Here is a 15,630-nt window from a genome sequence, read left to right as displayed (position 1 = left end):
AAGCTGCCACGATCGGCGCGAGGCGGGTGCCAACCATCCCGAGTTGAAACGATTTTGTTGGTCAGGCGTAGCGCGCCTTCAGCACCTGCCACACCGCGCGCAGCCCCAGCGCCTCGCCACCCTTGGGCCGCGCGGGCTTGGCGACGGGGCGCCACGCAAAGGTGTCAAGATGCGCCCAGGGTACGCCTGCGGGCACGAAGCGGCGCAGGAAAAGCGCCGCCGTGATCGCGCCGGCAAAGCCGCCATCGGGGGCATTCACCATGTCGGCAATGTCGGACTTGAGCATCTCGTCATAGCCATCCCATAGCGGCAGCCGCCACATGGGGTCGTGGACCGCCGTGCCGGCCGCGAGCAAATCGGCGGCGAGCGCTTCGTCATTGGCAAAGGTCGCGGGCAAATCGGCCCCAAGCGCCACCCGCGCGGCACCCGTCAGCGTTGCGAAATCGAGGATCAGGCTCGGGTTGCCCTCGGCCGCCTTGGTCAGCGCATCGCCGAGGATCAGCCGCCCCTCGGCATCGGTATTGGTGTTCTCGACCGTCATGCCGTGCCGGGTGCGCAGCACGTCGCCGGGGCGAAAGGCATTGCCCGCAATCGCATTCTCCACCGCCGGGATCAGCAGGTGGAGCCGCAGCTTCAGCCCCGCCGCCATCACCAGCCCGGCCAGCGCCAGCGCATGCGCTGCCCCGCCCATGTCCTTTTTCATCAGCCGCATGCCCGATGACGGCTTGATGTCGAGCCCGCCCGAATCAAAGCACACGCCCTTGCCGATGATCGCGACGCGCGGGTGATCAGGGCTCCCCCATTCGAGCTCGATCAAACGCGGCGCGCGCTCACGGCTCGCGGCCTGGCCGACGGTATGGATCATCGGATAGCCGGTCGCGAGTGCATCGCCGCGCGTAACGGTGAGCGTCGCTGCGAAACGATCTGCGAGCATCGCCGCTTCGGCTTCCAGTTCAGCGGGGCCAAGGTCCGACGCGCCGATATTGACGAGATCGCGCACCTTGGCGGTGGCTTCGGCCAGTCGCACTGTTTCGTCGATCCGCGCAGGGTCGCTCGACAGCAACACGCGCGCCCCCGCAGGTTCGCTGGCCCGGTAGCGGTCGAAGCGGTGCTGGGCGAGCAGCCAGCCGAGGCCCGCCGCCCCAACGTTGCCGTCGCGCAACCGATAGGTCCCCTCGGGCAGAATCTCCCCCTGCGACGCGATCCGCCACGGTGAGCTTTCGGGTTCGTCGCATACCAGCAATGCCGACCAGTCATCGGGCGCGTCGCCGGGCAGGATTGCGCGATTGCCCGCCTTGCCGTTGATTTTCTGCGCCGCGAGCAGCGTGCGGACGCGCGGCGGCTGGGCGCTCAGCCAGTCGGCAAAGCGATCGGGATGGACGACATCGATCGCGCGTGCAGGCTGGCCGCGATCGGGCTGGAGGAGGGCGGCAAAGTCGGTCATTCGGCGGGCATCACCAGAAATTGCTCGAACCGCTCCGGTGCGTCGGGCTCGCTATAAGTGATGATGTCGAGCGTCCGGGTCGCATAGGTGACCTTGTAATTGCGATTGACGAAGCCACCGCGCAGCCGGGGTTTGCGCACCAATTCGAACGATTTGGGCGCACCGAGTGGGGCGAGGCTGGCTTTGTAATCGCCGAGCGCGGTGGCCGTGAAATAATAATTGGCATTGTCAGTCAATAACTTGCGGTCGAGCGCGCCGGTGCGGAGCTGGTCGTACAGCTTGCGCGCCGCCACCGTCGTCGCGGCATCAACGCTCGGGGCCTGTGGGGGCACCACGAGCTTGGTGATCTGTTGCGCGATGTTGGTGAAGGCATCGGAGAAGTCAGCGTTGACGAACACGACCACCGCTGCCTTCTGATCGGGGAAGACGATGTTTTCGGACAGGAAACCGACCGCTTCGCCCGAATGCTCGACATAGCGCAGGCCGTTGGCATTGCCGGTGCCGACGCCCAGGCCATAGCCGTTGGTGCTGCCGTCGGTGAGCTTGACCGGCGTTTCCTGCGCCGCCCAATCATCGGCGGGCAGCAGGCTGCGGTTCATCCGCGCAATATCCCATTTCGCCAGATCGCGCGCAGTCATCGACAATTCGCCCGCCGCATAAAGCCAGCCGGGTGCGGCTGGCTTCTCGACGCGCACCGGGCCAAGCGCGAACCGCTGATAGCCTTGTGGATAATTCGGCCCGATCGCCTTGTCCTGATCGATTGCTTTCATCCCCAGCGGCTTGAAAATGCGTGCATCGAGGAAGTCGATCAGCGGCATGCCCGCGACTTTTTCGATGATCATGCCTGCCACGACATAGCCGGTGTTCGAATATTGCCACTGCGTGCCGGGTTCGAAATCGAGCGGCTTTTTCGCCCAGCGATCGACAATGCCCTGCGGTGTCGTCGGCTTGGCCATGTCGGCGAAGCTGTAATCCTGCGGCCAATAATCCTGCAGTCCTGACGTGTGGCTCAGCAACTGGCGCAGCGCGATCTTGTCGCCGCCCGAAATGCCGGGGAGATATTTCGACACCTTGTCGTCAAGACTGAGCTTGCCGTCATCCTCGAGCAGCAACAGCGCCGCCGCCGTGAATTGCTTCGAAACCGACGCGATCTGATAGGGCAGGTCGGCACTGGCGACCTTGCGCGTCTCCGATTGCTTGCCCCACGCCTTGGTGAACACGATCTCCCCGCCGCGCACGATCGCGACCGACGCGGAAGGCACGCCGGTGCGCGCAAGGCTGGTGGTGACGATCTTGTCGATCTGCGCGGCTTCGTCCGGCGTGATCGCTTGCGCGTGGAGCGCGGCTGGGGCGAGCATGAGAGCAAGGGTCGAGACGATGGTCAGGAGGCGCTTCATCAATATCCTCGAAAATCGGAGACCAGGCGGCGAGCATAGCCGCTCGCGCGGCGCGCGCCAGTGGGGCGTGAATTTGCTTTACCCGCCGGGTCGGCCTTGCCCATAAACCGCACGAGGCAAGGGGATGGCATGACCGATACGACAAGCGTTACCGCACCGATGATCGGTCCCGCCGCGCCGCGCGACCTGTGCACCGATTGCGGCATTTCGCGCAGCAGCGAGCCCAAGCGCTGCGGCACCGCCTGCCAGTTCATCAAGCCGGACTATCCGGCAATGGAAGCACGCGTCCATGGCCGCGCGCGCGATCCGGACAAGGGCGACGAGCTGTTCTTCGGACCCTTCCGCCGAATGGTGAAAGCTCGGCTCCCGAGCCCACGCAAAGGCGCGCAATGGACCGGCATCACCAGTCGCCTCGGCGAGCGGCTGCTGGAGACGGGTGCGGTCGATGCGGTGCTGACGATGGCGCCCGACCCTGAGGACAAGTGGCGCCCCATGCCGGTGCTGGTTACCAAGGCCGAGGGGATGGCGGGCGTGCGCGGCATGCGGATGGGCTATGCGCCGCTGCTCGCGCTGCTCGAACCCGCGCGCGCGGCGGGGCACAAGCGGATCGCGGTGATCGGCATTCCTTGCCAAGTCTACGCGCTGCGCCGGATCGAAGCCGAGCTGGGGTTCGATCGGCTCTACGTCATCGGCACGCCCTGCTCGGACAACACGACAACCGCGCATTTCCACGAATTCCTCGCGCTGCTGTCCGACGCGCCCGAGACGATCACGTACCTCGAATTCCGTGCCGATTATCATGTCGAGCTGCGCTTCGCCGATGGACGGCAAAAGGCGATTCCGTTCCTGCAATTGCCGCTTGCTGATCTCCGCCCCGATTTCTTCCCGATGACGTGCAAGACCTGCGTCGATTACACCAATGTCCTCGCCGATGTGACGGTCGGTTATATGGCGGGACAGGGGCAGCAATGGTTGGTCGTCCGCAATGAGCGCGGCGAGGAGCTGGTCGGCTTGCTCGGCGATGAGCTTGAGACCGCGCCGCTCGAAAGCCATGGCAAGCGGGCCGGACCGGTCAAGGGATTCATCACCAATACCGAACTCGCGGCAGGCGGTCTGCCACTGCGGCGGATGCCCAAGCCGATGCGCCGCATCTTCGGCTGGCTAATGCCGCGCGTCGGCCCCCGCGGCCTCGAATTCGCGCGCGCGCGGCTGGAGATGAAAGCGGTCGAAACCGTACTTCACTTGCGCCGCAGCCATCCACGCCGGATGAAGTCGATGATCCCCGACCATGTGTGGAAGCTGGTCGAACGCTATGGGATCAAGCCAGAGCCGGGGGAACGAGGGCCTCAGGAATAATCGCGCACCGATTGCGGATCGAGTCTAGGCGACAAAAAAGGGGGCGGATCAGTGCCGGAAGTTTCTGTGCGGCATATGCTGACCGCCGCAATGCTGACGATCATCGCGGGTGCCGTGGTGCTGGCCGCGCTCGCGCTGCTCGGTCCTGACTGGCAAGCGTATCCGCAGGCGACCTGCACGGCAACGCATTGTTTTTGCGAACTTCCCCGCGTCGGTGCGCTGGTCGTCCAGCCAGCGAACAGCTGGTCGTCGATGGGCTTTGCGCTGGTCGGCTTCCTGATCATTGCGATGGCGCGCGATCGGCGCTGGCAATCGGCAATGCCCGGCGTCGCGGCGCAGGCGTTTGGCGTAACCGCGATCCTTGTCGGGCTGGGATCGCTCTTGCTGCACGCGACGCTGACGTTGTGGGGCCAGTTTTTCGACGTGATGGGGATGTACCTCATCGGCACTTTCATGTTGGTCAGCGCGATCGCGCGCTGGCAGCGGCTGGCCGATCGGCCCGCGATCACGCTGTATCTTTTGCTCTGCGCAGGCTTGATCAGCGTCTTGGTCGCGCTGCCTGAGGTTCGTCGTTGGCTGTTCGCGGTCGTGTTGCTCGCTGCGATCATCGTCGAACTTGGCTTCGCCCGGCGCCAGCGCCCGGGCGTCGTGCTTGGCTATTACGTGATGGGGATGATCGTTCAGGCGGCTGGCTTTGGGCTGTGGGTCCTCGATCAGACCGGCACGCTTTGCGCGCCGCAAAGCCTGATTCAGGGCCATGCGGCCTGGCACCTGCTGGGTGCTGTCGCGCTGGGGATGAGCTTTCTTTACTACCGGAGCGAACGGCGCGCCTGATCGCACCTGCACGTCAGTCTGCGACCGGCACCCCGAACAGATCGTGCTCATCGGCATCCTCGACGACCACATCGACAATGTCGCCCTGCGCGAGGTGCCCCGCGTCGCGCAGATGGACTTCGCCGTCGATCTCGGGCGCGTCGGCCTCGCTGCGCCCCGTCGCGCCGCCGGTCTCTTCATCGACCAGATCGATGATCACCGGCAGCGTCCGCCCGATCTTGGCGGCGAGCTTATCGGCCGAGATGCGCGCGGTGAGCGCCATCAGCCGGGCGTAGCGTTCTTCCTTCACTTCCTCGGGCACCGGATCGGGCAGCGCATTCGCCGCCGCGCCTTCGACCGGCTCGAAGCGGAACGCGCCGACGCGGTCGAGCTGGGCTTCCTCCAGCCAGTCCATCAGATAGGCGAAATCATCCTCGGTCTCGCCGGGGAAGCCGACGACGAAGGTCGACCGGATCGTGATGTCGGGGGCAATGCTGCGCCAGTTGCGGATACGCTCGAGCACCTTGGCCTCGTTCGCCGGGCGCTTCATCAGCTTCAGCACCTTGGCGCTCGCATGCTGGAACGGAATGTCGAGATAGGGCGTGATCAACCCCTCGGCCATCAGCGGGATCACCTGATCGACATGCGGATAGGGATAGACATAGTGCAGCCGCACCCACGCGCCGAGCGACCCCAGTTCGCGCGCCAGATCGGTCATGTGCGCGCGTACTTCGCGCCCGTGCCATTCGCGGGGCTGATGCCGGATATCGACACCATAGGCCGAGGTGTCCTGGCTGATCACCAGCAGCTCGCGCGTGCCCGCCGCGACCAGCTTCTCCGCCTCGCGCAGAATCGCATCGGGGCGGCGGCTGGCGAGATCGCCGCGCAAGCTCGGGATGATGCAAAAGGCGCAGCGGTGGTTGCAGCCTTCGGAGATCTTCAAATAGCTATAGTGGCGCGGCGTCAGCTTCAGCCCGCTTTCGGGGACGAGATTGAGGAACGCGCTCGGTGGCATTGGCGCAGCTTCGTGGACCGCGCCGACGACTTCCTCATACTGATGCGCGCCGGTCACCGCGAGCACGTTGGGGAATTTCGCGCGGATCATCTCCGCTTCCTTGCCCATGCAGCCGGTGACGATGACGCGGCCATTTTCGGCCAGCGCTTCGCCGATCGCCTCCAGCGACTCCTCCTTCGCCGAATCGAGAAAGCCGCAGGTGTTGACCAGCACGACGTCGGCGCCGGCATAATCGCCCGACAAGGCATAGCCATCGCTGCGCAGCTTTGTCAGGATGCGTTCGCTGTCGACGAGATTCTTGGGACAGCCAAGCGAGACCATGCCGATCTTCGGCGGGGAGGGGAGAATAGTTGCCATGGGATGCCGCGCACATAGCGATCTGGCGCGCGATTTCCTAGAGTGACGCAAGCCCACTCATTTCGGCTGCGGCCGCATCCCAGCAATCCGGGCGATGCGATCGATCAGATCATGGCGCTGGTGCGCCGCCACGACGATATTCTCTCGATCAGTTTCCGCACGCTTGGCCGCCGCGAAGAGGTGCGCTGGCCGATTTCGCTACCGCCCGGATTCAGCGATGGCCTCTGGCAGCATAGTTGCGTCGAAGCCTTTGTCGGGGTGGCGGGCGATCCTGCTTATGTCGAGCTCAACATGGCGTCGTCGAAGCGCTGGGCTGCCTATCGCTTCGACGATTATCGTGCCGGGATGCGCCGGGCTGAAGCTGCACCGCTCCGACCGTTCATCTGGTTCGGCTTCGACACCACGCTGATGACGCGCTGGCGCGTGCCCGATTTGCCCGTGGATGCGGCCTGGCAATTGGGGTTGAGCGCGGTGATCGAAACGCTCGACGGCGCGAAGAATTATTTCGCGCTCAGCCATGGGCTGGGCAACCCCGATTTCCATAACCGGGATTGCTTTATCGCGACCCTCCCGGCACCTGACGCCATATGAACTTCGGTATCGATCGCCTGCTCGCCGACCCCGCCTTGCGTAAGCCGCTCGAAGGCAAACGCGTCGCCCTCCTCGCGCATCCCGCTTCGGTGACCGAGAACCTGACGCATTCGCTCGACGCGCTCGTCGCCTGTGGTCTCAACGTCTCGGCGATGTTCGGGCCGCAGCATGGCGTGCGCGGCGACTTGCAGGATAACATGATGGAGTCGCCCGACTTCACCGATCCGCGCTACAATATTCCCGTCTTCAGCCTCTACGGCGAAGTCCGCCGCCCGACGGGCCAGTCGATGCACACGTTCGACGTGATCCTCGTCGACCTGCAAGACCTCGGCACGCGCATCTACACCTTCATCACGACCTTGCTCTACGTGCTCGAAGCCGCTGCCGCGCATGGCAAGTCGGTGTGGGTGCTCGACCGCCCCAATCCTGCCGGCCGCCCGATCGAAGGGCTGACCTTGCTGCGCGGCTGGGAGAGCTTCGTCGGTGCAGGGCCGATGCCGATGCGCCATGGGATGACGCTCGGCGAGATCGGCCACTGGTTCATCGATCACTACAAGCTCGACGTCGACTACCGCGTGATCGAGATGGAGGGCTGGGCGCCCGATGCCGCGCCCGGCTTCGGCTGGCCCGCCGACCGCGTCTGGATCAACCCCAGCCCCAATGCCCCCAACGTCAACATGGCGCGCGCCTATCCCGGCACGGTGATGCTCGAAGGCACGACCTTGTCCGAAGGGCGCGGGACGACCCGCCCGCTCGAAATCTTCGGCGCCCCCGATCTCGATGCAGCGGCGATCATCGCCGAGATGCAGCGATTGGCGCCCGAGTGGCTCGCGGGCTGCACGCTGCGCGACATCTGGTTCCAGCCGACCTTCCACAAGCATGTCGGCCAGCTGTGCAACGGCGTCCATATCCACGCCGAGGGGCCGGGATACGACCACGCGGCGTTCCGGCCTTGGCGCGTGCAGGCGCTCGCCTTCAAGGCGATCCGCCGCCTGCGGCCCGATTACGACCTGTGGCGCGATTTCCCTTACGAATATGAATTCGGCAAGCTGGCGATCGACGTCATCAACGGCGGCACGGGCTTGCGCGAGTGGGTCGATGACGGGGCAATGACGCCGGTCGATCTGGACGCGATGGCCAGCCCCGGCGAAGCCGCTTGGGCGCAGGTCCGACGCCGCTTCCTGCGCTATCCGGAGGCGTGAGCGCTGGTCACACCGCCGCGTTGGCGAGCAGCCGGTCGATCGTCGTCTGCACACTCGCGAGATCATCGCGCAGCATCCGCAGCTGGTCGACCGGCGGCAGCGCCTCAATCGGGCGGCGGCGGAAGGGTCCGCGAAACAGTCGGTCGAGAATGATCATCGTCCGACTGCGCGGCTTGGCGAGCGCCATGTGGCGCGGCAGCGGCGTCATCGCGGGATCGGGCGCAGCCTGCTCGGCGCGTTCGGCGATGGGCGCAGCAAGCGGGGCGATGGCGTCGGCCACCGGCGCGACGGCCGCAACCACTGCCGTTTCGGTCGGCACGAGCGCCGCCAACGACACCGGCGCCCCCCGCCGACGCGCGGCCTTGGCCTGTGCCCGACGCTCCTGACGGCGGCTCTGGCGGCTGAGCGGCCCGCATTCGACCAGCGGTTCATCGACATCGGGCAGCGGTATTGCACTGCGTTCAGTCGATCGCGGCGGGGTCACCGGCGGGCGTTGCGGCGCATGACCGACGTCCGAGGCGTTCCGATCACGATGCGAATGGCGTTGACGCGTGCGTGCCTGCTTCATGCTGTCCCCCGATGTTGCTGCGGTGCCGACGTCTCCCAAATCCGTGGCCCGGCCTATCGCACAAGGCACGACTCCCGGAAATCGTAAGGGAAGCGTGTTTGCGGCAAAGCGAATCGGGCGTGCGACGAAGCGAGGTCGCGGCTAAGCGATCGTGCCGTCACGCTCAACCGGATCGCGGTCGGTCAGGCTGACATAGCCAAGCACGAGCGCAAAGGTCGTCATCGCCAGCAGCGCAAGCGCGAGAAAGGGTTCGTCGAACAACAGGGTCATGGCGTTTCTCCGATCAACAGGATCGAAGCGACCATCGCCCCTTCAGCGGCGGGCGGCATTGACGTCGATCAAACTGTCGGCGCCCGCATCACCGTTTCCGCGTCAGCTCCCGCATCCCCTCGTCGAGGCCCGCCAGCGTCAGCGGGTACATGCGGTCGTTCACCAACTCGCGGATGATGCGGATCGACTGCGAATAGCCCCATTGCTCGCTCGGGATCGGGTTGAGCCACACCGTCGCCGGATAGGTCGTCGCCAACCGGTGCAGCCAGACCGCGCCCGATTCCTCGTTGAAATGCTCGACCGAGCCGCCGGGGTGGGTGATTTCATAGGGACTCATCGACGCATCGCCGACGATCACCAGCTTGTAATCATGGCCATATTTATGGAGCACATCCCACATCGGCGTGCGTTCGGAAAAGCGCCGCCGATTGTCCTTCCACACGCCTTCATAAGGGCAATTGTGGAAGTAGAAGAATTCGAGGTTCTTGAACTCGGTCGTCGCCGCCGAAAACAGCTCCTCGCACAGCTTGACCCAAGGGTCCATCGAACCGCCGACGTCGAGGAACAGCAGCAGCTTTACCGCATTGTGCCGCTCGGGCCGCATCACGACGTCGAGCCAGCCCTGCCGCGCGGTACCGTCGATCGTCGCGTCAATGTCGAGCTCGTCGGCAGCGCCTTCGCGCGCGAACCGGCGCAAGCGGCGCAGCGCGATCTTGATGTTGCGCGTCCCAAGCTCGCGAGTGTTGTCGAGATTGCGGAACTCGCGCTGGTCCCACACTTTCAGCGCGCGCTTGTGCTTGCTTTCGCCGCCGATGCGCACGCCTTCGGGATTATAGCCCGAATTGCCATAGGGCGAGGTGCCCTTGGTGCCGACCCATTTATTGCCGCCTTCGTGGCGACCCTTTTGCTCGGCGAGCCGCTCCTTCAGCGTCGCCATGATCTCGTCCCACGAGCCAAGCGACTTGATCGCTTCCATTTCCTCGGCGCTCAGATATTTCTCGGCGACCGCGCGCAGCCAGTCCTCGGGGATTTCGGCGCCTTCGGTCGCATAGGTCGTGGCGATGCCGCGAAACACCTTGGCAAAGACCTGGTCGAATTTATCGAGCAGCCCCTCGTCCTTCACATAGACCGCGCGCGAGAGGTAATAAAAATCCTCGGGCGTGCGATCGATCACTTCGGCGTCGAGCGCTTCGAGCAGCAGCAGATGCTCCTTCAGGCTCGCGGGGATGCCGGCGCTGCGCAGCTCGTCGAGGAAGTTGAGAAACATGTCGCAATCATGCCCGCGCGCACGCCGCGACGCAATGGCGCTGGCGCCCACCCAGTGTGGGTCCCCCCGCCACACCGCCTTAAAGGTGCATTTACCTTGTCGGATTATTGCTCGGACTCGGGGAAATCGGGGCGGATGGATCAGACAGCAAAGATCGAAGCCATCATCGTCGATGTCGCACGCCAGTGCGGCACGCTGGTGATGGAATGCGCCGACGTTGGCGGCCATGTCACGCTTGCGTCTGACCAGATTGACCGCACAATAGCCGATCTCGACGGGTTCGACGCCGTCGCCGACGCGCTCGCCAATGATCAGGCAAGCGTTGCCGCTGCCATTGCCGAGGCGCGCGCGCTGACCGATCGGGCCAAGACGCAGTTGACGCAGGGGACGGCGGCGATCGTCGACTCGATTGGCAATTTCAGCGAGGTTTCCGACCGGATTGTCCAGCTCAGCACGCGCGTGGCGCGGATGGCGGAGGCGCTCGATCAGGTGCAGCAAGTGTCGCAGCTGATCGGCGGGATCGCGCAGCAAACCAACATGCTTGCGCTCAACGCCGCGATCGAGGCAGCGCGTGCGGGCGGGCAGGGTAGCGCGTTCGCCGTGGTCGCGACCGAAGTCAAACGCTTGGCGCAGCACACACGCGATGCGACCCAGCGGATTGACCGGACGGTCGCTGCCCTGGCCGAAGAAGCCAATGCTTTTACCCGCGAAGTGACCGATGGCGCCGCGAAGGGGCGCGCGGCGGCCGAGCGCTTCGGCGCGATCAAGGCCACCGTCGCTGATCTCGGCACGATCGTCGCCCGCGTCGACGTGCAGACCGATGACATCGCTGTGAGCAGCGCGCAGATGCAGCGCAGCATCGCCGCTGCCCAGCATGGCTTGGCAGTATCGGCACAGGCCACGCGCAAAAACGGTGCCGCGCTGCGCAAAGCGCGCGGTCGGCTGGAGGGGTTGGAGACCGCGTGCAACCTGATGCTCGATCAACTCGCGCATTCGGGCATCACGATCGACGACAGCCCGCTGATCGAACGCGCCAAAGGGGTCGCACGCGAGATCATGGACGTCGTCGAGGCGGGAATCCGTCGCGGCGAGATCGGCATGGCCGAGGTGTTTGACACCGATTACTGTCCGGTTCCCGGCACCAATCCGCTACAACACAATGTCGGCTTCTGCGATTTTGCCGACCGGCATATCCGGCCCATCCTCGACCGGGTCACGCGCGAGATCGACAAGTCAATTGGCTCGGTGATCAGCAATGTCGACGGCTACCTGCCCACCCATTTGACGCTGCGCTCGCAGCCGCAGGGGCGCGATGCCGAGTGGAACAACACCTGGTCACGCAATCGTCGCCAAATGGGGCTCGACGATTCCACCGGCCGCGCCGTTGCCAGCGAAGCGCCCGCGATGCTGAGCTGCTATTGCATGGCGCTGGGACATGACGCGTTTCTGCCGCTCAAGACTGTGTTCGTGCCGCTGTGGTTCAACGGGCGGCGCTGGGGCAATTACGAGCTCGCTTACGTCGACACGCTAACCGCGACCGCGCAATCAATCTCGCAGGACGCGCTCGAGGCCAGCCTTGCCATGATGCGCGGCCCGGCCGTCCAGGCCGCCTGAGCGCGCGTCAGCGATAGGCGTCGATCAACGCACCGACATAATCGGGCTTGGCGCCGGTCAGTTCACGCGCCGGGCGCGCCGGGGCAAGCTGTGCCGTGACGGGTTTGCCATAGATGAAACCATAGACCGGATAGATGGTGGTCCCGAGCCCCGTCGTGTCGCGGAACCAGACCTTCACTTCGCTCCAGTCATTGTCGGGCGACACATCGGTGAGCGTCACATCCTGTTCGACATGCCCGCGCGCGCCATTCTGGCGCGACCAATTGGCGTGCGTGATCATCAGCACGCGCCGGTCAACGATACGGCTGACGACCGCGACATGGCCGCGCTGAAGCCGCGATGACCGCGCAAAGACAATGACGCTGCCGAGGTTTGGCCTGGTGCCACGGGCATAGCGCCCTTGGGCCTGGTTCCACCACGTCCACGCATCGCCGTAGATCTGGATGCCCGACGCGGCGCGCGCAAAGGGGACGCATTCGCCGACATAATCGAGCAGCGACGCCGATCCGGGTGCTGCCATCAGCAGCGCACACAGAGCAAGAATCGGCACAGGAAAACGCATCAGTGCTACCTGCACTCGATCCCGTCGCCGAAGCGTTGGCCGATGTGGTTAACGGCGATTTTTATTTGCGCGCGGCGGGAGCGGGCAGCCCTTGCCAGCGCACCGCCGCTGGCCGATGTCCTGAGGTGAGGGCCAAAATAGGGGCATGCGATGCAAGGGCGATCAACTTTACCGTGGCGGCTTGGCTTTGCGCTGCTCGCCGCGACGATGCTCGCGGGGACGGCAACGGGCCGCGACTTCAAGGCCACGCAGCCGATCGCCCGGATGGATTATTGGCAGGAGCGCCAGATCGCGATTGCCAAAGCGCTCGAAGACCAAGCGGCACTGCCCAGCTACCGGCTCGTGTTCATCGGCGATTCGATCACCGATTTCTGGCTGCTCGGCGACAATCCGTGGGTGGCGGGCCAGCGCAATGGTCGCGCGGTGTGGGACGAAAGCTTCAGCGGTGCCGATCCCGCCTATAAGGCGCTCAACATCGGCATTTCGGGCGATCGCACCGAACATATCCTCCACCGGCTGCTGCCCAAAGTATCGGGCGGGCTGGGCGAGCTCGACGCACCCGCACTCGATCCTGATTATGTGATCATCATGGCCGGCATCAACAACAGCTATGGCGCCGAGCAGCCCGCCGCCGACAGCATCTTTGCCGGCGTGATGGCGATTGTCGACGCGGTCCACGCGCGCAAGCCCGGTGCGCGGATCGTGCTGCAATCGCTGCTGCCGAGCAACGAAGAGGCGCGCAACCGCGATATTGTGCGGCCGATCAACGAACGCCTCGCCGACATTATCGCGCGCCCGCCCTATGCGGGCTTTGTCCGTTTCCTCGATCTCTATCCCGCCTTTGTCGACGCCAAGGGCGCGCAGATCCAGAGCTATTTCAACGACGCCCTGCACCCGAACGAGGCGGGCTATCGCCGCTGGCGCGACCGGCTGATGCGCGCGCTGTCGCAGGACCGGGCGCTGCATCCGCGCAAGCCGGGGTAGGGGATCACGCGGCGAGCAGCCACCCATGGGCGTCGTCGTCGTTCCCGGGCTTGCGCGCGGTCGGGCGGCGGCGGGCTCGGGGGCGGCTGGTGCGGATCGGTCGCCACGGCGCAAGCAGGTTCCAGCCACGCGTGATGCGCGCACTGGCGGCGAGTGTCGTCACCGCAACCGCCACATCGATGAACGCCGACACGTCCCACAGCAGGATCAGCGACATATCGAGCGGGCCAAGCGCCGCGAGCATTTCCCCGCCGGTGATGACGATCACCAGCATCAGCGTGGCAAAGATCAGATGCCTGCGGGTGAGGGTGTTGAGCCACGCGGCGGGCTTGTCGATCAGCAGGCGTCGCAGTGGCCGGACCGCAGGCAGGTCGCGCCACCGCTCGAGCATCGCCATCACCGCCAGCACCGTTACCACCAAGGTCAGCATCGCTTTCTCCTCAAGCATCGCAGCATAGCTCGGCTATCGCGCCGCGCCATCGCTTTCGTCGCGACCGTGGAGCGCGGCGACGAGCACGAACGATATGATCATCAGCAGATACCAGGCGCCGAGCTTTTCGGGCGACACCAAGGTCCAGCCATCGCGCTGCGCCGGGTAAAGCCATGCGTGCGACAGCGTGCCCAAATTCTCGGCAAACCAGATGAACATTGCCACCAGGAACCAGCCGAGCAACAGCGGCATCCAGCGCGGCGTCCGGAATGGCGTGAAATAGACCCGCGTGCGCCAGAACAGCAGCCCGGTCGCGACGAACAGCGCAAGCCGGATATCGGGCAGCCAATGATGCGCGAAGAAATTGACGTAGATCGCAACCGCCAGCGCATAACTCACCCAACGCGGCGGGTAGCGCGTGTAGCGGAAGCGGAAAATCCGCCACACCCGCGCGATATAGCTGCCGACGGCGGCGTACATGAAGCCTGAGAAGAGCGGCACCGCGCCGATCTTGAGCAGCCCCGGCTCGGGGTAGATCCACGACCCCGCGCTGGTCTTGAACAATTCCATCACCGTGCCGATCACGTGGAAGGCTAGGATCACCTTGGCTTCGCCGATCGATTCGAGCCGCAACCAGAGCATGCCGATTTGGATCGCGAGCGCGGCAAGCGTCAGGAAATCATAACGCGCGAGCGGCATGTCCTTCGGGTAAAACAGGAAGGTACCCATCAGCAGCGCGAGCATCAACCCGCCGAACAAGCACGCCCAACCCTGTTTGAATCCGAACAGGCATAATTCGTAGAGCGCCCCTTGCCAACCGCGCGTCGGCTGCGCTGCTTCGAGCCGGGCGCGAACGCGGGCGAACCGCGTCGCGCCACGCGAAGGCTCGCTCACCCCTTATTCTGTTGCCGCTTGGCCATGAAGGCGAGCCGTTCGAACAGCATGACGTCCTGTTCGTTCTTCAGCAGCGCACCGTGCAGCGGCGGAATCGCCTTGGTGGGGTCGCGGTTCTGCAGGACTTCCAAAGGCATGTCCTCGTGCAGCAGCAGCTTGAGCCAGTCGAGCAGCTCGCTCGTGCTCGGCTTTTTCTTCAGCCCCGGCACGTCGCGCACGTCATAGAAAATGTCCATCGCGCGGTTGACCAGGATCTTCTGGATGCCGGGAAAGTGGACGTCGATGATCGCCTGCATCGTGTCGCGATCGGGGAATTTGATATAGTGGAAGAAACACCGGCGCAGGAACGCGTCGGGCAGTTCCTTTTCGTTGTTTGACGTGATGACGACGATCGGCCGCTCGACCGCGCGTACCGTCTCCTTGGTTTCATAGACATGGAATTCCATGCGATCGAGCTCCTGGAGCAGATCGTTGGGGAATTCGATGTCGGCCTTGTCGATTTCGTCGATCAGCAGGACCGGGGGCTTGGGCCGCGTGAAGGCTTCCCACAGCTTGCCCTTGCGAATGTAGTTGGCGATGTCGTGCACCCGCTCGTCGCCGAGCTGACCGTCGCGCAGGCGGGCGACCGCGTCATATTCATACAGGCCTTGCTGCGCCTTGGTGGTCGATTTGATGTTCCATTCGATCAGCTCGGCATCGACCGCCTTGGCGATTTCGTAAGCGAGCACGGTCTTGCCGGTGCCGGGTTCGCCCTTCACCAGCAGCGGACGGCGCAGCGTGACGGCGGCGTTGACCGCGACTTTCAGATCGTCGGTCGCGACATAGCTGGCGGTACCTTCAAAGCGCTTCATGGCCATCCCCGTTTT

General features: G+C 64.7%; 16 protein-coding genes. 6 read left to right on the top strand and 10 right to left on the bottom strand.

The window, feature by feature from the left end; all coding sequences use genetic code 11:
* Positions 1-61 precede the first annotated feature (61 nt).
* Both K2W81_RS07025 and K2W81_RS07020 read right to left on the bottom strand, forming a co-directional pair.
* A complete protein-coding gene (locus K2W81_RS07025; RefSeq protein WP_294102615.1) occupies positions 62-1,444 on the bottom strand; it encodes a M17 family metallopeptidase in 1,383 nt (460 codons plus the stop codon).
* Positions 1,441-2,841, bottom strand: coding sequence for a serine hydrolase (locus K2W81_RS07020; protein ID WP_294102613.1), 1,401 nt, complete (start codon positions 2,839-2,841; stop codon positions 1,441-1,443). Before K2W81_RS07020 ends, K2W81_RS07025 begins: the two co-directional genes overlap by 4 nt.
* Positions 2,842-2,970: 129 nt before the next feature.
* On the opposite strand from K2W81_RS07020, the gene K2W81_RS07015 reads away from it, so the two are divergent.
* Both K2W81_RS07015 and K2W81_RS07010 read left to right on the top strand, forming a co-directional pair.
* Entirely contained in the window at positions 2,971-4,197 is a 1,227-nt protein-coding gene (locus tag K2W81_RS07015) for a Coenzyme F420 hydrogenase/dehydrogenase, beta subunit C-terminal domain (RefSeq protein WP_294102611.1), read from the top strand.
* 51 nt (positions 4,198-4,248) lie between these two features.
* Positions 4,249-5,031 carry a ceramidase domain-containing protein gene (locus tag K2W81_RS07010; RefSeq protein WP_294102609.1) on the top strand — a complete coding sequence of 261 codons (783 nt, stop codon included), beginning with the start codon at positions 4,249-4,251 and terminating at the stop codon, positions 5,029-5,031.
* A gap of 13 nt (positions 5,032-5,044) precedes the next feature.
* Here K2W81_RS07010 and rimO read toward each other — a convergent pair whose 3' ends face one another.
* Complete coding sequence (gene rimO, locus K2W81_RS07005) at positions 5,045-6,382, bottom strand: 30S ribosomal protein S12 methylthiotransferase RimO (RefSeq protein WP_294102606.1); 1,338 nt, start codon at positions 6,380-6,382, stop codon at positions 5,045-5,047.
* A gap of 42 nt (positions 6,383-6,424) precedes the next feature.
* Between rimO and K2W81_RS07000 the strand changes: the two genes are divergently transcribed.
* A complete protein-coding gene (locus tag K2W81_RS07000) occupies positions 6,425-6,973 on the top strand; it encodes a DOMON-like domain-containing protein (protein WP_294102604.1) in 549 nt (182 codons plus the stop codon).
* Positions 6,970-8,175 carry a DUF1343 domain-containing protein gene (locus K2W81_RS06995; protein ID WP_294102602.1) on the top strand — a complete coding sequence of 402 codons (1,206 nt, stop codon included), beginning with the start codon at positions 6,970-6,972 and terminating at the stop codon, positions 8,173-8,175. Before K2W81_RS07000 ends, K2W81_RS06995 begins: the two co-directional genes overlap by 4 nt.
* 7 nt (positions 8,176-8,182) lie before the next feature.
* On the opposite strand, the gene K2W81_RS06990 is transcribed toward K2W81_RS06995, so the two are convergent.
* The 3 genes from K2W81_RS06990 to K2W81_RS06980 all read right to left on the bottom strand — a co-directional run bounded on the left by K2W81_RS06990 (position 8,183) and on the right by K2W81_RS06980 (position 10,280).
* Entirely contained in the window at positions 8,183-8,659 is a 477-nt protein-coding gene (locus K2W81_RS06990; RefSeq protein ID WP_294102599.1) for a hypothetical protein, read from the bottom strand.
* Between the two features lie 225 nt (positions 8,660-8,884).
* On the bottom strand, positions 8,885-9,013 hold the full coding sequence (locus tag K2W81_RS06985; RefSeq protein ID WP_294102593.1) for a hypothetical protein: 129 nt from the start codon (positions 9,011-9,013) through the stop codon (positions 8,885-8,887).
* A gap of 88 nt (positions 9,014-9,101) precedes the next feature.
* Complete coding sequence (locus tag K2W81_RS06980; RefSeq protein ID WP_294102589.1) at positions 9,102-10,280, bottom strand: VWA domain-containing protein; 1,179 nt, start codon at positions 10,278-10,280, stop codon at positions 9,102-9,104.
* Between the two features lie 135 nt (positions 10,281-10,415).
* Between K2W81_RS06980 and K2W81_RS06975 the strand changes: the two genes are divergently transcribed.
* Positions 10,416-11,894, top strand: coding sequence for a methyl-accepting chemotaxis protein (locus K2W81_RS06975; protein WP_294102587.1), 1,479 nt, complete (start codon positions 10,416-10,418; stop codon positions 11,892-11,894).
* 7 nt (positions 11,895-11,901) lie between these two features.
* On the opposite strand, the gene K2W81_RS06970 is transcribed toward K2W81_RS06975, so the two are convergent.
* Positions 11,902-12,456, bottom strand: coding sequence for a CHAP domain-containing protein (locus K2W81_RS06970; protein ID WP_294102584.1), 555 nt, complete (start codon positions 12,454-12,456; stop codon positions 11,902-11,904).
* Positions 12,457-12,606: 150 nt separating this feature from the next.
* Here K2W81_RS06970 and K2W81_RS06965 point away from each other — a divergent pair, with 150 nt between their 5' ends.
* The gene (locus tag K2W81_RS06965; RefSeq protein WP_294102580.1) at positions 12,607-13,440 is read left to right on the top strand and encodes a GDSL-type esterase/lipase family protein; all 834 of its coding nucleotides are present in this window, start codon (positions 12,607-12,609) and stop codon (positions 13,438-13,440) included.
* A gap of 4 nt (positions 13,441-13,444) precedes the next feature.
* On the opposite strand, the gene K2W81_RS06960 is transcribed toward K2W81_RS06965, so the two are convergent.
* From K2W81_RS06960 to K2W81_RS06950, 3 genes are read right to left on the bottom strand one after another with little or no spacing between them, the layout of a single operon-like run.
* On the bottom strand, positions 13,445-13,870 hold the full coding sequence (locus K2W81_RS06960; protein ID WP_294102579.1) for a hypothetical protein: 426 nt from the start codon (positions 13,868-13,870) through the stop codon (positions 13,445-13,447).
* A gap of 33 nt (positions 13,871-13,903) precedes the next feature.
* Positions 13,904-14,764: a DUF817 domain-containing protein gene (locus K2W81_RS06955; protein ID WP_294102576.1), complete on the bottom strand. Its 861-nt coding sequence runs from the start codon at positions 14,762-14,764 to the stop codon at positions 13,904-13,906.
* Positions 14,761-15,615: a MoxR family ATPase gene (locus tag K2W81_RS06950; RefSeq protein WP_294102929.1), complete on the bottom strand. Its 855-nt coding sequence runs from the start codon at positions 15,613-15,615 to the stop codon at positions 14,761-14,763. The genes K2W81_RS06955 and K2W81_RS06950 overlap by 4 nt, the downstream gene beginning before the upstream one ends.
* Positions 15,616-15,630 lie beyond the last annotated feature (15 nt).

The sequence above is a fragment of the Sphingomonas sp. genome (assembly GCF_019749955.1).
In the GTDB taxonomy this organism is placed as follows: domain Bacteria; phylum Pseudomonadota; class Alphaproteobacteria; order Sphingomonadales; family Sphingomonadaceae; genus Sphingomonas.
This window is presented reverse-complemented; position numbering and strand designations above follow the sequence as displayed.

Excerpts from the sequence above, each read along its gene's own strand:
- K2W81_RS07025 (WP_294102615.1), bottom strand. The coding sequence starts at position 1,444 with ATGACCGACTTTGCCGCCCTCCTCCAGCCCGATCGCGGCCAGCCTGCA.
- K2W81_RS07020 (WP_294102613.1), bottom strand. The coding sequence starts at position 2,841 with ATGAAGCGCCTCCTGACCATCGTCTCGACCCTTGCTCTCATGCTCGCC.
- K2W81_RS07015 (WP_294102611.1), top strand. The coding sequence starts at position 2,971 with ATGACCGATACGACAAGCGTTACCGCACCGATGATCGGTCCCGCCGCG.
- rimO (WP_294102606.1), bottom strand. The coding sequence starts at position 6,382 with ATGGCAACTATTCTCCCCTCCCCGCCGAAGATCGGCATGGTCTCGCTT.
- K2W81_RS06995 (WP_294102602.1), top strand. The coding sequence starts at position 6,970 with ATGAACTTCGGTATCGATCGCCTGCTCGCCGACCCCGCCTTGCGTAAG.
- K2W81_RS06985 (WP_294102593.1), bottom strand. The coding sequence starts at position 9,013 with ATGACCCTGTTGTTCGACGAACCCTTTCTCGCGCTTGCGCTGCTGGCG.
- K2W81_RS06980 (WP_294102589.1), bottom strand. The coding sequence starts at position 10,280 with ATGTTTCTCAACTTCCTCGACGAGCTGCGCAGCGCCGGCATCCCCGCG.
- K2W81_RS06975 (WP_294102587.1), top strand. The coding sequence starts at position 10,416 with ATGGATCAGACAGCAAAGATCGAAGCCATCATCGTCGATGTCGCACGC.
- K2W81_RS06970 (WP_294102584.1), bottom strand. The coding sequence starts at position 12,456 with ATGCGTTTTCCTGTGCCGATTCTTGCTCTGTGTGCGCTGCTGATGGCA.
- K2W81_RS06965 (WP_294102580.1), top strand. The coding sequence starts at position 12,607 with ATGCAAGGGCGATCAACTTTACCGTGGCGGCTTGGCTTTGCGCTGCTC.
- K2W81_RS06960 (WP_294102579.1), bottom strand. The coding sequence starts at position 13,870 with ATGCTGACCTTGGTGGTAACGGTGCTGGCGGTGATGGCGATGCTCGAG.
- K2W81_RS06950 (WP_294102929.1), bottom strand. The coding sequence starts at position 15,615 with ATGAAGCGCTTTGAAGGTACCGCCAGCTATGTCGCGACCGACGATCTG.